Here is a 19,991-nt window from a genome sequence, read left to right as displayed (position 1 = left end):
ACTGAATGCTATTAGAATTAAATGACGTAAGTAAAAGCTTTGGTGGCGTTGCAGCTCTCACCGGTATATCCTTTGGCGTAAAACAAGGCGAAGTATTTGGTGTTATTGGTCCAAACGGTGCTGGTAAGACTACACTCTTTAACTTGATTACAGGTGTATTCCCTGTAAGTTCTGGTGAAATCGTATTTGATGGTATGTCTGTTGTAGGCATTAAACCACATAGAACAGTTGAAATGGGTATAGCTCGTACATTCCAAAATATTCGTCTCTTTGGCAATATGACAGCTTTGGAAACCGTTTTAACAGGTATGCATTGCCGAACAGGTTCTGGTTTCATTGCTAGTTTCTTAAGAACTAAACGCCAACGCATTGAAGAAGAACGTTGTCGTGGCATTGCTTATGAGTTCTTAAAGCTAGTAGGTCTTGAAGAAGATGCTGAAGAGGTAGCTACATCTTTGCCATATGGTAAACAACGTCGCCTTGAAATTGCACGTGCTTTGGCAACGCATCCTCAATTAATTTTGCTCGATGAGCCAGCAGCAGGTATGAACGATAGTGAAACAGAAGCATTGCGCCAATTAATTGGTAAGATTCGCGATCTTGGTATTACTGTTGTCGTAATTGAACATGCTATGGAATTGATGATGAATATTTGTGACCGTTTGGTAGTATTCAACTTTGGTAAAAAGATTGCTGAAGGTACACCTCAAGAAATTCAAAACAATGAGGCTGTAATTGAAGCTTACTTAGGTAAAGAGGAGGCGTAATATGTTAAAGCTAGAAAACATCGTGGCTGGTTATGGACATATTACAGCCTTAAAAGATATTAGTTTAGAAGTGCCTCAAGGCTCTATTGTATCCTTGATTGGTGCCAATGGTGCCGGTAAATCTACAACTATGAAAACCATCATGGGGCTTGTAAAACCAACATCTGGTAAAGTATTATTTGAAGGCCAAGATATTACTGGCCATAAAACACATCAAATTGTACATGGTGGTATTTCCTTAGTTCCTGAAGGTCGTCAAATTCTTCAAGATATGAGCGTTTATGAAAACCTAGAAATGGGTGCTTATATCCGTAACGATAATGAGATTGAAGCAGATATTAAAAAAGTATTTAAACGCTTCCCAATCCTTGACGAACGTAGTTACCAATTAGGTGGTACTCTATCTGGTGGTCAACAGCAAATGTTAGCTATTGGTCGTGCACTTATGGCACGTCCAAAGCTCTTACTATTGGATGAACCATCAATGGGTCTTGCACCATTAGTAGTAAATGAAATCTTTGAAACTATCAAAGAAATTAGTGCTGAAGGAACTACTGTTCTTTTGGTAGAACAAAATGTACGACAAGCATTGAAAATTGCTGATTACGCGTATGTATTGGAAACAGGTAAAATGGTATTATCTGGTCCAGCTGATGAAGTACGTCATGATCCTCGCGTTATGGAAGCATATTTAGGCGGTCGTGTTGAATAATTAATACCTTAAGTCAGTAGTACTTATCTAAAATTTTAAATAAGGTGTATATACTAGAAAGCTAGTATATACACCTTATTTTTTTGTTTCATCAATAAATTTGATGAGATTTTGATGATTTTGTGAAGCGATGGTGAATTGAGTTTATATATATTTAATTTATTTATCGAAAATAAATGAAAAAATCGGGTGAAATGTGAGTGAAGTGAGTAAAAAAATACCCATGAATAGATGGTGAAATCCTTATATTTACGGGATTCCTTCTTAAAGTTTTGATGAAGTTAGCTCAGAATGGTCTGCGTTTATGGAAGAAAATTTAAAATAATGATAAAATGACTTAACCGATTTTTTAGGATTAATAATCTTAGAAAATAAGTGATGTATTGAGTGGGTTGTATGTAAATCAAAGAGGTAAAGTATGAATAAAAAACAGTATATGATGATGGCAGCATTCTTATGTGCCACAACAACATCTATGGCTGCACCTGTTAATGTAACAACAGAACAGTCCTACAATGCTAAAGCATTACAAACAGAAGGTCATGTACCACTAGAAACGAGTGCATCTGTTGTGAGCTCAGATAAAGAGTATCGTCTACGTCAAGGGGATGAACTAACCATTCAAGTTGTACAACAAGCGGATCTTGGTACACGTAATGGGAACGACATTATGTACACTGTCCGTCCTGATGGATATGTATCATTCCCTATGGTGGGACCAGTAAAAGCAGATGGATTAACCGTCGATGAGTTTACGGCTCAATTACAGCAAGGTCTATCTCGTTACATTATTAATCCAGATATTACTGTAAATGTTACGAAACTTGGTGGTGTTCGTGTGTATGTATTCGGTGAGATTAATAAACCTGGTGCCTATACATTGACTAAGTCTAGTACCGTTATCGATGCTATTGGTGCTGCTGGTAGCTTTAACTGGGATACAGCTAAAAAGAAAATTTACTTGATTCATCAAGATAATCCTGAAAAATCAATTCCTATAAATTTAAATCGTATGTTACAAACTGGAGATATGTCCGAAAACTATATTATGCGTGAAGGGGATGTTCTTTACTTGACTAAAAATAGCCGCATCAACTTTGCTCGTGATATTGCTCCAATCTTGACCGGCGCATACATGGTATCTCGAATCGGCAAAAATTAAGGATAGGGTTTATCTCACATATAAGGGGGCGTTCTTTTGCGTTCATATTTATTACCAGCCATACTGTTTATTGCCGATATTGCGACGATTGTTATTGTTGCTTTCATTAGTTTATTTATAAGATTTGATGGCTATATAGAACCTCGATATATTGATCAAATGGTAGACGCATTGCCACTATTGCTGATTTCGTATATGTTGATGTTCTTGGTTATGCATCTATATACGCGTATATGGCGCTATGCAGGGATGAGAGAGGTTTTAGCTGTTTTTGTAGCTACCACTATCGGTACAGGAATTTTCTATTCTTCTATGTTTGTTTTTGGTAAATCTTTACCACGTTCCATTTATTTTATTACATGGTTCCTCACTACGGGGACAGTTGGTATGGGGCGCATGTTACTTCATTATGTGGCACTTCACTATAGTAATGGGGATGATGGTGAAAGTGGCCAAGTGAATACACTCATTATAGGTGCTGGTGATGCTGGTGCAATTATAGCTCGTGAAATTGAACGGTATCATAAGCGTTCAAGACGTATTATTGGCTTTGTTGATGATGATATGTATAAACATAACCGGTTGATGAATGGTTTTAGAATCTTAGGGAATCGTGAAGATATTCCAATGCTTGTAGCAAGATATAAGGTTGAAGAAATTATCATTGCTATGCCATCGGTAAAGCGTGATGTTATTCGAGAAATTATGGAAATCTGCTCACCTCTAAAATGTAAGATCAACACATTACCTGGGATGTACCAATTATTAGATGATGAGGTTTTAGTATCTCATTTGCATCCTATTTCTATTGAAGATTTATTGGAACGTGATGAGATTCATCTAGACACATCAAAAGTAGAACCATATTTAAAAGATAAAGTCGTTCTTGTTACGGGCGCAGGTGGTTCTATTGGCTCTGAAATTTGTCGTCAAGTATTACGAGTAAGACCTAAAAAACTTTTGTTATTAGGTCATGGTGAAAATAGTATTTATCTTATTCATCAAGAGTTGCGTTCCATTGTGCCTGAAGGTACATTGGTTCCCATTATTGCTGATATTCGAGATAAAAATCAGTTAGACCAAATCTTTACCGATTATGAACCCGATGTAGTGTTCCACGCAGCAGCTCATAAACATGTACCGCTTATGGAAATCCAACCGATTGCAGCGGTGTTAAATAATATTTATGGCACTCGTAATGTGGCAGATGTAGCGGGCGCACATGGTGTTGAGCGCTTCGTTATGATTTCCACAGATAAAGCGGTAAATCCAACAAGTGTTATGGGTGCTACGAAACGGGTGGCAGAAAAGGTTGTACTTGGTATGAATCACAAGTACGATACAAAGTTTATTACCGTTCGCTTTGGTAATGTTCTTGGTAGTCGCGGTTCTGTTATTCCATTATTCCGCAAACAAATTGAAGCTGGAGGACCTGTAACAGTTACAGATCCTGAAATGACTCGTTACTTTATGACTATTCCAGAAGCAAGCCAACTTGTATTACAAGCTGGTGCAATGGGGAATGGTGGTGAAGTGTTCTTATTAGATATGGGTGAACCAGTAAAAATTGTTGATTTAGCGAAAAATATGATTCGCCTTTCTGGATTTGAGCCTGATAAAGATATTCGTATTGAATTTACTGGCTTGCGTCCAGGTGAAAAGCTATATGAAGAATTATTAACTGCTGAAGAAGGTACTAATACAACTACACATAAGAAAATCTTTGAAGCTGCCTTAGAAGATGTAGATCAAGATTGGTTAAGCCGTGAAATCGATCGCTTTGAAACATGCAAATCTGATTTGGATGTAATCAATGTATTACAAGATATTGTTCCTACATATCATCCAAATCATAATGTATAACAATTTAGTTACAATCATTTATTTAAAACTGTAATCTACGTGAGAGGGAGATATACAGTACATATTCCTAAAAGGGAGAGACCCTGTTGTTTGTATACTTTCACAGAAAGGGGTATATGGGTGGAACAAATTATTGATTTAAAAGAGGTCGGTAGAGTCCTCGTTAAACGGCGCCGTAAAATTATCAATGTAACGGTTGCTTGTATTGTATTAGGTGGTGCATATAGCCTGTTAGCACCATCTACCTATCAATCTACATCTATGTTGCGCATTAAACAATCTCAAGGTTTAAGTAATTCTGTATTATCAAGTGCTAATGGTTATTCTGATTCTATGGCACGCCAATTGATGAATACAGATGCAGAAATCTTAAAGAGTCGTAATGTTGTAGAACCTGTTATTTCAGCGATTGAGGATCCAGAGGGAACAGGTAAAGCACCTACATACGAAGAGTTTGTTAAAACGCGTATCGAAACAAAACCATATAAAGAAACTGAATTATTACAAGTGAGTGTCACAGGTAAAAGTCCAGAGCAAGCACAAGAGGCAAATCAATTATTAATTGATACATTCTTGAATCGCTTAGCAGACATTTCACATGTTGAGCAACGGACGACACGGGAGTTCTTGCAAAAACGCGTAGTAACTGCAAAAGAAGAATTGGAGCAAGCAGAAAAGAAATTGCAACAATTCCAAGTGGATAATAAGGTATATTCCACGGCAGATCAGATGAAGGGATTAACGGATAAGATTACCCTTATCGATCGTGAGAAGGCTCAAAATCAACTCGATTTAGAAACAGCGCAAGCAGCGTTAGGCAGTATTAATGAACAATTGGGTTCTGCTGGTAAAAGTATTGCTGATAGTGCTACAGTACAAGCTTACAAAGGTCAACTAGCTGATTTAGAAGCGCGTAAAGCGTCTTATGTTGGTAAATATACTGATGAGCATCCAGCGATGAAAGAAATCAATCAACAAATAGAAGAAGCTAAGAGTGGTTTAAATGCTGAAATTAACGCTATTGCAAGTCAACAAGCACCATCTAGCAACTCTGCTCAACAAGGTTTACTGGCCGATAAGTTTAGAAATGAAGCTGCTTTAGCTGTTGCACAAGGTAAAGAATCTACCTTAGCTAATCTTGATAAAGAGAACGAAGAGGCTATGAAAAACCTACCTGAAAAAGAACGTGGTTATATTCAAGCCAAACGTGATGTAGATGTAGCACAAGATATTTACGAAATGCTATCCAAACGCTTAGAAGAGGCTAAGGTTGCGGAAGTGATGGTGCCAAATGAGGTTCAAATCGTAGATGCTCCTACATTACCAGAAAAAGCTATTGCTCCTCGTAAAGTTCTTATTTTATTAGGCTCTGCAATTTTGGGGCTAATCCTTGGATGCCTTTATACATTGGGTCAGTTCTTCTATAATCGCAAAGTTCAGTCTGTACAAGAAATCAATGAAATTCTTGGGATTGAAAACTTAGGTGTCATTCCAAATTATGAAGAAAAGGAATATGAAGAACCTAGTAATCGTATCGTAGCATTATGGCGCAAAGTGAGAGGTTAATATGATTAGACTAATTTCTAATGAACGTGGTGATACACAGCTTGTGGAAGCATATCGTACATTGCGAAGCAATTTGCAATACGTATGCAATCAACATAATTGTAAGATAATCTGTATTACTGCTGCTACTAGTGGAGAAGGTACTTCAGAGGTGGCAGCTAATACAGCAATAGCCCTATCGAAGAATAATAATAAAGTTCTTTTGGTAGATGGTAATTTACGTAACCCAGTACAGCACATAGCATTTAATGTACAAAATAAAGGTCTCACCAATGCAGTTATTATGGATGAAGATTTGACGATTCATCGTAATATTGTGCCTCATTTGGATGTGCTTACTGCTGGCGAAATAGTTGGTCATCCTTCTGATGTAGTTGATTCTAGTAAGTTATCAACAATTTGGGATTATATTCGCGATGAATATGATGTGGTTATCATTGATACGCCACCTGTATTAGATGTTACGGATGCTATTGTATTAGCGGAAAAATCCGACGGTGTTATGCTTGTTGTTAAAAATGAAGTAGCTAGTCCTAAAGATTTAATAGAAGCTAAAAAGCGTCTTACTCAAGTTGGTATTCCTTTATTAGGATCCATCGTAATTGATGCATAGTAGCAATTAATTCATATAAATTTGATTTGATAAATCAAGCGTATCCATAAGGTACAGAAAGTCATGAGGTGATGTATATGAAAATTAATTTTTCCCCTCCCGATATTACAGAGTTAGAAATTAATGAAGTTGTTGAAGCCTTAAAAAGTGGTTGGATTACAACTGGTCCGCGCACTAAAGAATTAGAAAAAAAGATTGCGGCACAGTTAGGTACACCTAAAGCCGTTTGTTTAAACTCTGCTACCGCGGCGCTTGAGATGTCCCTTCGAGTATTAGGTATTGGCCCTGGCGATGAAGTAATTACAAGTGCCTATTCTTATACAGCTAGTGCAAGTCCTGTTGTTCATGTAGGGGCTACACTAGTTCTTGTAGATACCCAAAAAGATTCATTTGAGATGGATTATGATGCTGTCGCTCGTGCTATTACACCAAAAACAAAAGCTATAATTCCAGTAGATATTGCAGGGGTACCTTGTGATTATGATCGCCTACGCGCCATTGTAGATGAAAAGAAATCTGTATTTACTCCAGATAATGATATTCAAAAAGCTTTAGGTCATATTCCTATTGTAGCGGACTGTGCACACTCCTTTGGTGCATCCTATAAAGGGATACCAACTGGTAATGTGGCTGATTTTAGCAGTTTTTCCTTCCATGCAGTAAAGAACTTTACAACTGCAGAAGGTGGCTGTGCTACATGGCGACATATTGATGGTATTGATGATGAAGTTATTTACAAGCAATTTCAATTATTATCTTTGCATGGTCAAGATAAGGATGCTCTTGCTAAAACAAAAGCAGGCGCTTGGGAATATGATATTAAAGGTACCTATTATAAATGTAATATGACCGATATTATGGCGGCTATTGGATTAGCTCAATTTGAGCGGTACCCAAAATTGTTAGCACGTCGTAAAGAAATCATCGCAGCTTATGATGCAGGTTTTAAAGATTTACCTGTTACATTGTTACATCATTATACTGATGAGCATCAAAGTAGTGGCCACTTATATTTAGTACGATTAGATGGTCAAGATGCTGAATACCGTAATAAGGTAATTGAGGCTATGGCTGAAGCTGGTATTGCAACCAATGTTCACTATAAGCCGATTCCTATGCATACGGCTTATAAGAACTTAGGATTTACCATTGATGATTATCCAAATGCTTATAATCAATTTAAAAATGAAATCACATTGCCTCTTCATACATTGCTAACGAATGAAGAAGTGCAATATATCATTGAAACATTTAAAAGGATTATTACGGAATGCTAGTAAAAAACTTTCACGATCTCCCAAAAGAGCTGCAGTGTGAAGCTGTGCGTCCTTATTTTGAATTGTTAAATCAAAAGCGTGGGAGCCTTTTATGTAAAAGTATTTTTGACCGCCTTATGGCCGCAGGGATGCTCATTATATTGAGCCCTGTATTTCTTGTGTTAGCTATTATGATTAAACGGGATAGCGAAGGAGAGGTTTTCTTTCGTCAAACACGGGTTACACAGTATGGCCGTACCTTTGGCATCTATAAATTTCGCACAATGGTAAAAAATGCAGAATCATTAGGTGCTCAAGTGACATCACAAAATGATATGCGTGTTACTAAGGTTGGAAATATGCTTCGTAGTTGTCGTCTTGATGAATTGCCTCAGCTGATTAATATCCTTTTAGGAGATATGAGCTTTGTCGGCACAAGACCAGAAGTGCCTCGCTATGTGGAGGCTTATACCGATGAAATGAAGGCAACCCTATTATTGCCAGCTGGTGTAACTAGTGTGGCAAGCATTGCTTATAAAGATGAAGATCAACTTTTACAAAATGCTCAAAATGTAGATGAAGTCTATATTAATGAGGTATTACCAGGCAAGATGGCTTGGAATTTAAAGAGTATTAAAGAATTTTCTTTTCTACAAGATATTAAAACGATGGTTGATACAGTATTAGCTGTATTACGTTGAAAGAGGTCCCTATGAGTACATCTATGACAAAGGAAATACAAGAAAAAGAGCTTACTATGTTGCTGTACTTTAAAGAGTTTTGTGACAAACATAATTTGCGCTTTTATCTCTGTGGCGGTGGCCTCATTGGGGCGATACGTCATAATGGCTTTATCCCTTGGGATGACGATTTAGATTTATTTATGCCCCGTCCAGATTACGAAAAATTAGCTGAATTATGGCCTAAGTATGCAGATACAGAACGGTATACATATTGTCGAACTGATCGAAATCATATTTATCATGATGCAGGTGCTTCTATTCGAGATAACAACACGACATTTATTAATCGTCATAGTATGCACGAAGATATTTGTCACGGTTTAGCTCTTGAAATCATGCCTATTGATGGATGTGCACCAGGAAAAATTAGTCGTACACTGCAATTGATGTGGGCCATGACCTTTGCACTTTTTAATGCTCAACGATTGCCTGATAATAAAGGACCGATGTATCGTGCATTAGCAGGATGTATTTACAAGGTATTTTCTAGTCAGTCGTTACGTTATCATATTTGGCGTTTTGCGGAAAAGCAAATGACTAAATACGATTTCAATACGAGTAAGGAGTGTACTGAATTAATTGGTAGTTTGAAGGGTATGAAGCTGCGTCATCCTCGAGAAGACTTCGAATCTGTTGTATATAAGGATTTTGAAGGTCATCAAATACCAGTTATGAAAGGGTATGAAAGATATTTACGTCTCATTTGGGGCGATTATATGCAACTACCACCAGTAGAACAGCGCGTAGCTAAACATGATGCTGTATTTGCTGATTTGCATACACCTTACAAGGAGTATAGAGGCATACATTATGCCAAAAACGAAGCTTAACCTTAAGGAGGGCCTATGAAACGAATAGCAGTAATCTTTGCGGGTGGCGTAGGTGCTCGTATGAATAACAGCAAGACGCCAAAACAGTTTCTTGAATGGAACGGTAGACCTATTTTGATTCAAACTTTAGATGTATTTGAACAAACGGACTTAATTGATGGCATTGTTCTAGCCTGCAAAGCAGAGTGGATTGATCACACCAAGAACCTCATCAAAGAGGCTGGGTTACAAAAGGTTCTATCCATTGTTCCAGGTGGAGAAAGTGCTTTAGATTCTCAATATAATGGATTGGCAGAAGCGAAGTGTTTATTTCCTAATGAAGATGTTACTGTATTGATTCACGATGGTGTTAGACCGCTTGTAGATAAGGAAACAATAGAGAGAAATATCGAATCTGTAGAAACAAAGGGGTCTGCTATCACTGTTACACCTGCTATTGAAACCGTTATGGTTACGGATAATGGTTCTATCAATCGTATTTTAAATCGCAGTGAATGTCTTATGGCAAAAGCACCTCAAAGCTTTAAACTAGACGATATTCTATCGGTTCATGATCGAGCAAAAGTAGAAGGTATCCATGATTTTATCGATTCTGCGTCCATGATGATGCATTATGGTTACACATTGTATCCAGTATTAGGGGAGACAGAAAATATAAAAATTACGACACCATCTGATTATTATATGTTCACAGGTATTATAAAGAACCGTGAATTAGGAGGATTACAAGATGAGTAATTCCGTTATTAAACGCGAGTTAGCAGCTTTACTACAAGATAAAGAGCACTTTGATTTCCTCCGCCATCAGCGTATTCTCGTGACAGGCGCGACGGGACTCATTGGCTCTATGTTTATAAAACTGCTTATACTTGCCAATGAGACATATAATCTGGATATAAAGGTAATAGGCCATGTTCGTAGTCATGACAAAGCACAGGCTATTCTAGGTGATTATTTAGATAATGATTCTATTACACTTATCGATGGTTCTTTAGAATCTATTGATGTGCCTTGTGACTATATTTTACATGGTGCAGCACCAACACAATCTAAGTTCTTTATGGAGCATCCTGTAGAAACGATTCGTACTTCGATTCATGGTACGGAAGCTATGCTTGAACTAGGCCGTCATAAAACGGTAAAGAAACTTGTATACCTATCGAGCATGGAACAGTATGGTGTTCCTTATGAATCGGGACAGGTGATGACTGAAGAGCGATTAGGATATTTAGATCACTTAAATGTGCGTAGCTCTTATTCTGAAAGTAAAAGATTATGTGAGTGTTATTGTAAATCGTATGCCGTAGAATTTGGCGTTCCAGCTGTTATAGCTAGATTGGCTCAAACTTTTGGACCTGGTGTTCCTGTTTCAGATAATCGCGTATTTATGCAATTCACTAAGAGTGCTCTAAAAAATGAAAATATTGTACTTCATACAAAGGGTGATTCTATGTCTAATTATTGCTATATTACTGATGCATTAACGGGCATTTTAACCCTTATGAAGGATGGAGAAGCTGGTGAAGCATACAATGTCTGTCATGATGAGGAAACTCGCTCCATAGCTAGCATTGCTCATTTAGTAGCGACCCATGTAAGTCATGATAAGAGTGAAGTCATTTTTGATATTCCAGAAGATGTACAAGGCTTAGGCTATGCGCCGACAGTGCACATGTTCTTAAGTTCAAAAAAATTAAAGTCCTTAGGATGGCAGCCTAAGGTAACAATGGCGCAGGCTTATGTAAGACTTGCAGAATATATCCAAGAGGAAAGCCTATGAAAAAGGAAATAATCATTGTTACTATCTCCCTTGGTAATGATGGAGCTGAACGAATTTTAACAGAGTTAGCTCGTCAATGGGTGCATGATGGTCATCATATTACGGTCATCCAAACTAGTCCCAATTGTTATGGTAATGAATATGCCTTAGAAAATGGGATAGAGCAAATTGAAATTCATACCACAAGTTCTAATAAAGTGATTCGCTTTATGCAGGAAATAAAAGAGCTAATTAAGATTTTAAAGACTAGACCGAATGCTACATGTTTATCATTCTTGTCTGCATCTAGCTTTATATTGGCTATTAGTTCCTGGTTTGTAAAGAATCGCATTGTCTTTTCAGAACGAAATAATCCGCGTAAGGTACCTATCGGTTGGCATCAACAAGCGCTGCGTAATTTTGCTTTTCGCTTTGCTGATGCCTTAGTATTCCAAACGGAAGATGCACGTTCATATTTTCCTGAATCTGTACAAAAGCGTGGTGTTATCATTCCGAATCCTATTAATGGTAAATTGCCACCACCAATTGAGGGAGAACGGGAAAAGACGATCGTTACAGCATGTCGCTTGCATCCGCAAAAGAATTTGCCTATGATGATCAATGCATTTAGTATGCTATCAGATGAGTTTCCAGAGTATAAACTCGTTATTTATGGGCAAGGCGTTTTAGAGGATGAACTACGAGCTCAAATAAAATCTCTTAATTTAGAGGATAGAATTTTATTGCCTGGCTTTGCTAGTAATATTTTAGAGAAGGTCGCACCTTGTTCTATGTATGTTTCATCATCTGATTTTGAAGGTATTTCAAACTCTATGCTTGAAGCGCTAGGCATGGGCTTGCCTACAGTTGTTACAGACTGTCCAGTAGGTGGGGCTCGTATGGTCATAACAAGTGGAGAGAATGGTATCTTGGTGCCTGTAGGAGATATACAGGCTATGTATGAAGCCATGCGTAGCGTTCTAAAAGATCCTGCACTAGCAGCTAAACTTTCACAAGAAGCCATTAAGGTGCGTGACAAATTCCCACTATGCAAAATTGCTAAACGTTGGTTAGATGTTTTATGAGTTGTAAGGAGGAGAACCATTGAAGTTAAATATTACGGCTATTGCTGACCGCATGATATGGTTCATAACTCTAATTTTTTTAGTGTTGTCGTTGACCATTTCCTTTGCCCTTGGCGATGCGAATTATGGTGCCTATGTATTATTTGTATGCCTATTTGGACTTATTATTTGTTATCTCATTCGAGAGCGGGGAGTTATTAAATTTAGGCTTACCTGGATGCATGGTTATATGCTCCTCTTCATTGGAGCCTGTTATCTGAGTACTATTAATGCTATAGAGCCATCTGTAGCACTCAGTCGAAGCTTTGATATCGTCAAAATATTCTTTATGCTTATCATTTTATACATGTGTTATCAAGATAAAACATCAGTGGACACATTATTAAAAATTGGTATGTGGACTGGTTATATAGTTTGTTTTTACACGGTATATTTCTATGGCTTAGATTACTTTATTATGGTTTTGTCATCTTCTGCACGAATTGCAAATGATGCATTAAATGCGAATACTGTAGGTTTATTAGGTGCCAATGCTATCGTTATGACATTGTATTACATGTTATACGATCGACCTCGTTGGTGGAATATTATAGCCTTACCTACATTGGGGATTCTAGCAGCTACTGGTAGTCGTAAAGCGTTAGTATTTGTTGTTGTTGGTACAGTATTACTATTTGTATTTAAAAGTTTACGTAGTGCCAATGTAGTAAATTCTATTGCTAAGATTATTGGCTCATTGTTAGCTCTTACTATCATTGGTATTGCAGTTCTACAATTACCTATGTTTTCAGAGGTTCTGGATCGTATGTCGAGTATGGTGGATGCTTTCTCCGGTACTGGTGGTGATTCATCTACCATTATTCGTTTAGCCTTGGTTGATATAGGGTGGGATTTATTTTATCAATCGCCCATCACTGGGGTGGGGGTAAATAATCCATCTGTACTTACCTATTTTTTATATGGTAAAGAGAATTATTATTTACATAATAATTATATTGAACTATTAGCAGGTACAGGGGTAATCGGCTTATTGGCGTATTACTCAATGTATATATACATTGCCTATAACTTAATTCGTTATCGGAACTTTCATAGTAATGAATATGTAATGGTACTGATTTTGTTCCTTTCTCAAATCGTTATGGATATGGGCATGGTTTCTTATGAAAGTAAGAGTACATATTTTTATATGATGATGTTTTATTTAGAGGTGCAATTGCTCCGGAAAGGACGTAAAAATGAAGCTCAGCAAGTTGTGTAAAGTTGGCATGTCCTTTTTAACAAAACCTTACTATCGCACGAGAGTATTGATCAAATTAGGTTATTATGACTCTTTATCTGATGAAGAGTTTTTAAAGAAGGTATTTCCTAAATACATGGGCTATCCTTTAGATTTAGAGAATCCAAAAACTTTCAGCGAAAAGTTACAATGGCTAAAGGTTAATTATAGAGAGCCTATACAAACGGTCATGGTAGATAAGCATGAGGCTAAAAATTTTATTGCTCACCGTGTAGGTGATCAATATATAATTCCCACACTTGCTGTTTGGGATTCCGTAGAGGATATTGACTTTGATGCGTTACCTAATCAATTTGTTTTGAAGTGTACACATGATAGTGGGGGCATCGTTATTTGTAAAGATAAGTCATCCCTTGATCGAGAGGCAGCTAAAGCAAAGTTAAGAGCATCTCTAAAACGTGATTATTCTAAAATTGCCAGAGAATGGGCTTATCAGAATGTACCGCGTCGTATTATAGCAGAAGAATATATTTCTGAATTGGGCAATGACGATTTATTAGACTATAAGATGTATTCCTTCCATGGAGAACCAAAGCTAACTGTAGTGTGTTCAGAGCGCTTTTCAAAGACTGGAACGCGTATGAACTTCTATGATATTGATTGGGAGCCTATGGGGATTCATTTTGGTCATTATCCTCCATTACCTACGGAATTTCCGAAGCCAGCTACGTATGAGGAGATGAAACGTCTCACAGCTGAGCTAAGTAAGGATTGTCCGTTCTTACGTGTTGATTTTTACGAAATAAAAGGGCGCCTATTTATTGGAGAGTTAACGTTCTTCCCTGGTGCTGGATTTGAGAAGTTTCGTCCTATGTCAAAAGATTATGAATTAGGGGAGTGGTTACATCTTGAAACTGTACATCGGGGCTGATTTTGTCCCTACGGATATAAATAGAGAATTATTTGAATCTGGTAATGGAGAGGCTTTGGTTGGTAAGGAGTTACTGAGACTTCTAAAAAAATCTGATTTAAATGTATTTAATTTAGAGGTGCCCTTAACAGATGCAGCTACTCCGATTAATAAATTTGGTGATAATTTAAAATCTCCTACAAAAACAATCTATGGTTATAAGGCTTTAGAGCCTATATTTTTAACATTGGCTAATAATCATTCCTTAGATCATGGTATAGAAGGGTTAACAACTACATTAGAGCTATTAAAAAAGCATGATATTAAAAATGCAGGTGCTGGTGCTAATGTAAAAGTAGCTAAAAAGCCATTTATCTTTGAAAAAGAAGGTATACGTATAGGATTTTACTTATGTGCAGAACATGAGTTTACCGTTGCTTCTTGTCATACAATGGGGGCTAATCCATTTGATGTATTAGAGAGCTTTGATGATGTAGAAGCTTTAAAGAAAACTTGTGATTATGTTATCGTCCTATATCATGGTGGGAAGGAGTTTTATCGCTATCCATCGCCAATGTTACAAAGATATTGCAGAAAATTTGTTGATAAAGGGGCAGACCTTGTAATTTGCCAACATAGTCATTGTATAGGTTCTCGTGAGGACTATGGTAAGGGGACTATTATTTATGGCCAAGGTAACTTTATCTTTAACTCTGAATCCTATATACATCATAAGGAGTTTGTAAAAGATTCTTTACTAATCGATGTAGAGGTAACGAAGGATAGTTTTATTGTCTCTGAAGTGCCAATTCGTAGTACTGAAAGGGGTACCCGTTTGGCTACTGAGTCAGAAGCAGATGAAACTTTGACAGCCTATAAACAACGAAGTGAACACATTAGAGATGCTCATTTTGTTGCTCAAGCATATAAGGATTTTGCTGATACTCATGTAAAGCGATATTTACGTGAATTTTTAGGCAGATCTTTTATCATCCGTGCAATAAATGGATTATTTGGACGAAAATTAATACAACTCATTTTAGGAAAAACAAGTTATTTAGCAATTCAAAATTACTTGGAATGTGAAGCTCACCATGAATTATTCTTGCGGGGCATTAAGAATATCAATAAAAAATAATGGATACAAAAATAGTAGCTGCTGCTAAATGGTCTGTCATAACAGAGGTTTTAGCAAAGCTTATTACACCACTAACAAATATAATATTGGCCCATATGCTAGCGCCTACGGCGTTTGGTATATTGGCAACGATTATGATGGTTATATCCTTTGCAGAGATGCTTGCTGATGCAGGATTCCAAAAGTTTCTTGTACAGCATGAGTTTGAAAGTGATAAAGAAAAACAGGAGGCTACAGATGTAGCTTTTATTGCCAACTTAGTGCTTTCTTTACTCTTATGGGGGGCTATTATAATCGGTCGTGATGAGTTGGCTATATTGGTCGGTAATGATGGTTTAGGTATACCGTTAGCTGTAATGGGGGCCATGATTCCGCTATCTGCTTTTAGCAGTGTACAGATGGCACTATATCGACGGGATTTTAATTTCAAGTTTCTTCTTAATATTCGGCTCATTACAATTCTAACGCCTATATTGATATCCATACCTATGGCACTCATGGGCTATGACTATTGGTCGTTAATCGCCGGTATGTTAGGGGCTCAGTTGTTCACGGCTTTAGCCTTATTAAAGAGCAGGAAGAATCAAATCCATTTATTCTTTAGTGGGCAGGTCTTTATGAAGATGTTCAGCTATAGTGCATGGTCACTAGCAGAGGCGTTTTCAATATGGCTTACCGCTTGGGTGGATACCTTCATTATTAGTCGCTTCTTAGACGCCTATTATTTGGGGATATACAAAATGCCTATGGCTATTGTAACGACTGTTATGGCCATGGCTACTTCATCATTGGCACCGGTTTTATTTGCAGCCTTAAGTCGAGTTCAGAATGATCAACAAGCATTTTCAAATACATTCTTTACCTTCCAACGCTATATGGCTCTATTCTTAGTGCCTATAGGGGTGGGATTGTTTGTATTCCAAGATTTTGTTGTGAATCTATTGCTGGGACCACAATGGAAATTGGCAGGTATCGTATTAGGTTCTTGGGCATTAAGCTCAGCTATTATGACTGTTACGGCTAATCTCATTTCCGAAATATTTCGTGCAAAAGGAGTTCCTAATTTATCATTCTGGACTCAAATATTACATTTAGTTGTATTAATACCAGTCATTTATATTTGTATTCAGTATGACTTTAGTACATTTGTCTATGCTCGCTCAATAGTACGCATGGAAATGTTAATGGTTGCTATGATTTTCTTAGCATTATTTATACATATGAGTGCTCTCCGGGTGATTACTAATATAGGTGTATATCTAATTACCGCATCTATTGTTGGCGCTATTGCATATAGTATTTTACATGTATATGATGCGGTGTGGTGGACTATAGCTTGTATGATGTTATGCGTAGTACTATATGTGGTTATTTTATGTATCATTCCATCTGAGCGTGCCATTATTACTTCTGGCGTTAATAAAGTGTTACGTAAAGTAAGACGCTCATAATTAACAGAACTATGAAAGGAGTACATATGCTTTCAAAAAATGTAGATTTAAACAATACGGTGATCCTAGTAACGGGAGCCGCTGGATTTGTAGGGGCTAATCTTGTTATGTCCCTTTTATCTGAAGCAGAAGGAACTCAAATTATCGGCATAGATTCTGTTAATGATTACTATGACGTGGCTTTAAAGGATTATCGTTTGCAACAAATTGACGAGATGAGCAAAGATAATAAAAATACGTGGATCTTAAAAAAAGGTAATATTGCAGATAAAGCTTTTATTGAAGAAATCTTTTCTACTTATAAACCACGTGTTGTTGTTAACTTAGCAGCACAGGCTGGTGTTCGTTACTCTATTACAAATCCAGATGCTTATATCGAGTCTAATATTATTGGTTTCTACAATATATTAGAGGCTTGTCGTCATTCTTATGATAATGGTGAAAGTGGAGTAGAGCATTTGGTTTATGCATCATCTTCTTCTGTGTATGGTGCGAATAAACAAATTCCATACTCTACAGATCATAAAGTAGATAACCCAGTTTCTCTGTATGCGGCTACTAAAAAATCAAATGAATTATTGGCTTATTCTTATGCCAAGTTATATAACATTCCTAGTACAGGGCTTCGTTTCTTCACTGTGTACGGTCCAGCGGGGCGTCCGGATATGGCGTACTTTGGCTTTACTAACACGTTGCGGAGCGGTGGCACTATAAAAATCTTTAACTATGGTAACTGTAAACGTGACTTTACCTATATCGATGATATAGTAGAGGGCGTATCTAAGGTTATGTGTGCGGCTCCAGAACGTCGCAACGGTGCCGATGGATTGCCAGTACCACCATATGCTATCTATAACATTGGTAATAGCCATCCTGAAAACCTCCTCGATTTTGTACGTATTCTTTCAGAGGAATTGGTTTCTGCTGGTGTATTACCAGAAGATTACAATTTTGAAAACCATAAAGAATTAGTGGCAATGCAACCCGGTGATGTACCTGTCACGTATGCAGATACAAGTGCTCTAGAAGAAGATTTTGGATTCAAGCCGAATACATCTTTACGCGAAGGGTTACGGAAATTTGCTATATGGTATAAAGAGTTTTATATGACGGAGGGCAAATAAATGAAGATTGCAATTGCTGGGACCGGCTATGTAGGCCTTTCAAATGGAGTTTTATTAGCACAACATAATGAAGTAGTAGCCCTCGATATTATCCCTGAAAAGGTTGAAATGCTAAATCGCAAAGAGTCGCCTATTGTAGATGCGGAATTGCAGGAGTATTTAGCTACTAAGAAGTTAAACTTTAAAGCTACATTAGATCCTGTAGAAGCTTTTAAAGGTGCTGAGTATGTTATTATTTCAACGCCTACTAACTACGATCCTCAAAAGAACTTTTTTGATACCTCTTCTGTAGAACAAGTTATTAAAACAGTATTAGATATTAATCCAGATGCTGTTATGATTATTAAGTCCACTGTGCCAGTTGGGTACACCGTTCAAATGCGTAAGGAATTTAATACAGAGAACTTGATATTCTCTCCAGAGTTCTTACGCGAAGGTAAAGCTTTATATGATAATTTACATCCTTCCCGTATTGTAGTAGGGGAAGACTCTGAACGGGCCCGCCGTTTTGGACAACTATTAGCTGATGGTGCTATTAAGGAACATGTACCTCAATTATATACAGACTCTACGGAAGCAGAAGCGATTAAATTATTTGCTAATACGTATTTGGCATTGCGCGTTGCATACTTTAATGAGTTAGATTCTTATGCTGAGGTTCGTGGCCTTAATACAAGCCAAATCATCAATGGCGTTTGTTTAGATCCTCGTATTGGAGACTTCTATAATAATCCATCCTTTGGTTATGGTGGGTATTGTTTGCCAAAAGATACTAAGCAATTATTAGCTAACTATAATGATGTTCCACAAAATTTAATCTCTGCTATTGTGGATGCTAATAGAACTCGCAAGGATCACATAGCAGATGTTATTATAGGAAAGAACCCAAAAATTGTTGGCATTTATCGCTTGACGATGAAAATGAACTCTGATAACTTTAGAGCATCTGCAATTCAAGGTGTAATGAAGCGTATCAAGGCAAAGGGTATTGCCGTAGTTGTTTATGAACCGACTCTTGATGCAGAAGATTTCTTTAATTCACCTGTTATTCGCAACTTTGAAGATTTTAAACGTGTTAGTGACGTTATAGTCGCTAATCGTTGGGATAAGAGCTTAGAAGATGTGAAGGATAAAGTTTATACAAGAGATATTTTTGACCGCGATTAAGATAGATATGTATTATGGCGTTTAGGAGAGTAATATGAAACGTTGGATACTATATATTCTATTAGGTCTAATTGTATTTTTTATATGGGATAATTCGATGCAAAATGGCGGATCTTCAGATGGATTTAGCTTGCTCTTTGCAGAGACCTTTGCTCCTATAGTAAATAAGTTAGGCTTTCATGGAAATATATGGACCTTGAATAGGATTGTTCGAAAGTTAGCCCATCTTACAGAGTTTACAATCCTTGGTGGTGTTTTATATACGATTCTACGTCGATATATTACATACGGTACCGTAATAAAGACCATAGGTTTAGGCATGTTGATAGCTAGTCTTGATGAATTTATACAATTGTTTTCACCAGGGCGTAGCTCTCAGATTTCTGATATTTTGATTGATACTGTTGGTGTTGTTATTGGTATTCTAGTAGTGAAGCTAGTTCATTACATCAGGTATAAACGAAGTACATTTAAAAATTAAATTGTTAATAATATACAAATATGTAAAAATACCTCATAATCTTAGCGATTATGAGGTATTTTTAATGAAGAGGCAGTGGCTGCATGGAGCGAGGCTTTCTGAGCATGTGAAGCTTGCAATAGAG

The 19,991-nt window shown here is 37.1% G+C and carries 19 protein-coding genes; all 19 read left to right on the top strand.

Annotation, left to right across the window (positions count from 1 at the left end; translation table 11 throughout):
* The first annotated feature begins 5 nt into the window (after positions 1-5).
* The 19 genes from Q7P05_RS09135 (at position 6) to Q7P05_RS09045 (ending at position 19,867) form a co-directional block, all read left to right on the top strand.
* Positions 6-767 carry an ABC transporter ATP-binding protein gene (locus Q7P05_RS09135; RefSeq protein ID WP_105089003.1) on the top strand — a complete coding sequence of 254 codons (762 nt, stop codon included), beginning with the start codon at positions 6-8 and terminating at the stop codon, positions 765-767.
* Between the two features lies 1 nt (position 768).
* Positions 769-1,479, top strand: coding sequence for an ABC transporter ATP-binding protein (locus tag Q7P05_RS09130; protein ID WP_119206281.1), 711 nt, complete (start codon positions 769-771; stop codon positions 1,477-1,479).
* 418 nt (positions 1,480-1,897) lie between these two features.
* On the top strand, positions 1,898-2,641 hold the full coding sequence (locus tag Q7P05_RS09125; protein ID WP_303931778.1) for a polysaccharide biosynthesis/export family protein: 744 nt from the start codon (positions 1,898-1,900) through the stop codon (positions 2,639-2,641).
* 36 nt (positions 2,642-2,677) lie between these two features.
* Positions 2,678-4,504 (top strand): nucleoside-diphosphate sugar epimerase/dehydratase, encoded by a 1,827-nt coding sequence (locus Q7P05_RS09120; protein ID WP_303931777.1) that lies wholly within the window; start codon positions 2,678-2,680, stop codon positions 4,502-4,504.
* A gap of 120 nt (positions 4,505-4,624) precedes the next feature.
* Positions 4,625-6,070 (top strand): GumC family protein, encoded by a 1,446-nt coding sequence (locus Q7P05_RS09115; RefSeq protein WP_303931775.1) that lies wholly within the window; start codon positions 4,625-4,627, stop codon positions 6,068-6,070.
* Between the two features lies 1 nt (position 6,071).
* Positions 6,072-6,683 (top strand): CpsD/CapB family tyrosine-protein kinase, encoded by a 612-nt coding sequence (locus tag Q7P05_RS09110; protein WP_303931773.1) that lies wholly within the window; start codon positions 6,072-6,074, stop codon positions 6,681-6,683.
* A 77-nt stretch (positions 6,684-6,760) separates the two neighbouring features.
* Positions 6,761-7,960, top strand: a complete 1,200-nt coding sequence (locus Q7P05_RS09105) for a DegT/DnrJ/EryC1/StrS aminotransferase family protein (RefSeq protein ID WP_303931771.1) — start codon at positions 6,761-6,763, stop codon at positions 7,958-7,960.
* Positions 7,954-8,640 carry a sugar transferase gene (locus tag Q7P05_RS09100; RefSeq protein ID WP_303931769.1) on the top strand — a complete coding sequence of 229 codons (687 nt, stop codon included), beginning with the start codon at positions 7,954-7,956 and terminating at the stop codon, positions 8,638-8,640. The genes Q7P05_RS09105 and Q7P05_RS09100 overlap by 7 nt, the downstream gene beginning before the upstream one ends.
* A gap of 11 nt (positions 8,641-8,651) precedes the next feature.
* Positions 8,652-9,512, top strand: a complete 861-nt coding sequence (locus tag Q7P05_RS09095; RefSeq protein WP_105089011.1) for a phosphorylcholine transferase LicD — start codon at positions 8,652-8,654, stop codon at positions 9,510-9,512.
* Positions 9,513-9,527: 15 nt separating this feature from the next.
* Positions 9,528-10,250: a 2-C-methyl-D-erythritol 4-phosphate cytidylyltransferase gene (locus tag Q7P05_RS09090; protein WP_295220291.1), complete on the top strand. Its 723-nt coding sequence runs from the start codon at positions 9,528-9,530 to the stop codon at positions 10,248-10,250.
* Positions 10,243-11,292, top strand: coding sequence for an NAD(P)-dependent oxidoreductase (locus tag Q7P05_RS09085; RefSeq protein WP_105089013.1), 1,050 nt, complete (start codon positions 10,243-10,245; stop codon positions 11,290-11,292). Before Q7P05_RS09090 ends, Q7P05_RS09085 begins: the two co-directional genes overlap by 8 nt.
* A complete protein-coding gene (locus Q7P05_RS09080) occupies positions 11,289-12,356 on the top strand; it encodes a glycosyltransferase (RefSeq protein ID WP_105089014.1) in 1,068 nt (355 codons plus the stop codon). Before Q7P05_RS09085 ends, Q7P05_RS09080 begins: the two co-directional genes overlap by 4 nt.
* A gap of 19 nt (positions 12,357-12,375) precedes the next feature.
* Positions 12,376-13,617: an O-antigen ligase gene (locus Q7P05_RS09075; protein WP_105089015.1), complete on the top strand. Its 1,242-nt coding sequence runs from the start codon at positions 12,376-12,378 to the stop codon at positions 13,615-13,617.
* On the top strand, positions 13,595-14,527 hold the full coding sequence (locus Q7P05_RS09070) for an ATP-grasp fold amidoligase family protein (protein ID WP_303931764.1): 933 nt from the start codon (positions 13,595-13,597) through the stop codon (positions 14,525-14,527). The genes Q7P05_RS09075 and Q7P05_RS09070 overlap by 23 nt, the downstream gene beginning before the upstream one ends.
* A complete protein-coding gene (locus tag Q7P05_RS09065; RefSeq protein WP_303931762.1) occupies positions 14,505-15,644 on the top strand; it encodes a CapA family protein in 1,140 nt (379 codons plus the stop codon). The genes Q7P05_RS09070 and Q7P05_RS09065 overlap by 23 nt, the downstream gene beginning before the upstream one ends.
* Complete coding sequence (locus tag Q7P05_RS09060; RefSeq protein ID WP_303931760.1) at positions 15,644-17,095, top strand: lipopolysaccharide biosynthesis protein; 1,452 nt, start codon at positions 15,644-15,646, stop codon at positions 17,093-17,095. The genes Q7P05_RS09065 and Q7P05_RS09060 overlap by 1 nt, the downstream gene beginning before the upstream one ends.
* Positions 17,096-17,121: 26 nt before the next feature.
* Positions 17,122-18,219, top strand: a complete 1,098-nt coding sequence (locus Q7P05_RS09055) for an NAD-dependent epimerase/dehydratase family protein (RefSeq protein WP_303931758.1) — start codon at positions 17,122-17,124, stop codon at positions 18,217-18,219.
* A complete protein-coding gene (locus Q7P05_RS09050) occupies positions 18,220-19,386 on the top strand; it encodes a nucleotide sugar dehydrogenase (protein WP_303931757.1) in 1,167 nt (388 codons plus the stop codon).
* A gap of 34 nt (positions 19,387-19,420) precedes the next feature.
* Positions 19,421-19,867 (top strand): VanZ family protein, encoded by a 447-nt coding sequence (locus Q7P05_RS09045; RefSeq protein WP_298633046.1) that lies wholly within the window; start codon positions 19,421-19,423, stop codon positions 19,865-19,867.
* The last annotated feature ends 124 nt before the right edge of the window (positions 19,868-19,991 follow it).

Source organism: Veillonella dispar (genome assembly GCF_937975875.1).
GTDB lineage: Bacteria > Bacillota > Negativicutes > Veillonellales > Veillonellaceae > Veillonella > Veillonella dispar_B.
This window is presented reverse-complemented; position numbering and strand designations above follow the sequence as displayed.

Coding starts and splice junctions, on each gene's coding strand:
- Q7P05_RS09135 (WP_105089003.1), top strand. CDS start 6: ATGCTATTAGAATTAAATGACGTAAGTAAAAGCTTTGGTGGCGTTGCA.
- Q7P05_RS09130 (WP_119206281.1), top strand. CDS start 769: ATGTTAAAGCTAGAAAACATCGTGGCTGGTTATGGACATATTACAGCC.
- Q7P05_RS09125 (WP_303931778.1), top strand. CDS start 1,898: ATGAATAAAAAACAGTATATGATGATGGCAGCATTCTTATGTGCCACA.
- Q7P05_RS09110 (WP_303931773.1), top strand. CDS start 6,072: ATGATTAGACTAATTTCTAATGAACGTGGTGATACACAGCTTGTGGAA.
- Q7P05_RS09105 (WP_303931771.1), top strand. CDS start 6,761: ATGAAAATTAATTTTTCCCCTCCCGATATTACAGAGTTAGAAATTAAT.
- Q7P05_RS09100 (WP_303931769.1), top strand. CDS start 7,954: ATGCTAGTAAAAAACTTTCACGATCTCCCAAAAGAGCTGCAGTGTGAA.
- Q7P05_RS09095 (WP_105089011.1), top strand. CDS start 8,652: ATGAGTACATCTATGACAAAGGAAATACAAGAAAAAGAGCTTACTATG.
- Q7P05_RS09090 (WP_295220291.1), top strand. CDS start 9,528: ATGAAACGAATAGCAGTAATCTTTGCGGGTGGCGTAGGTGCTCGTATG.
- Q7P05_RS09085 (WP_105089013.1), top strand. CDS start 10,243: ATGAGTAATTCCGTTATTAAACGCGAGTTAGCAGCTTTACTACAAGAT.
- Q7P05_RS09080 (WP_105089014.1), top strand. CDS start 11,289: ATGAAAAAGGAAATAATCATTGTTACTATCTCCCTTGGTAATGATGGA.
- Q7P05_RS09070 (WP_303931764.1), top strand. CDS start 13,595: ATGAAGCTCAGCAAGTTGTGTAAAGTTGGCATGTCCTTTTTAACAAAA.
- Q7P05_RS09060 (WP_303931760.1), top strand. CDS start 15,644: ATGGATACAAAAATAGTAGCTGCTGCTAAATGGTCTGTCATAACAGAG.
- Q7P05_RS09055 (WP_303931758.1), top strand. CDS start 17,122: ATGCTTTCAAAAAATGTAGATTTAAACAATACGGTGATCCTAGTAACG.
- Q7P05_RS09050 (WP_303931757.1), top strand. CDS start 18,220: ATGAAGATTGCAATTGCTGGGACCGGCTATGTAGGCCTTTCAAATGGA.
- Q7P05_RS09045 (WP_298633046.1), top strand. CDS start 19,421: ATGAAACGTTGGATACTATATATTCTATTAGGTCTAATTGTATTTTTT.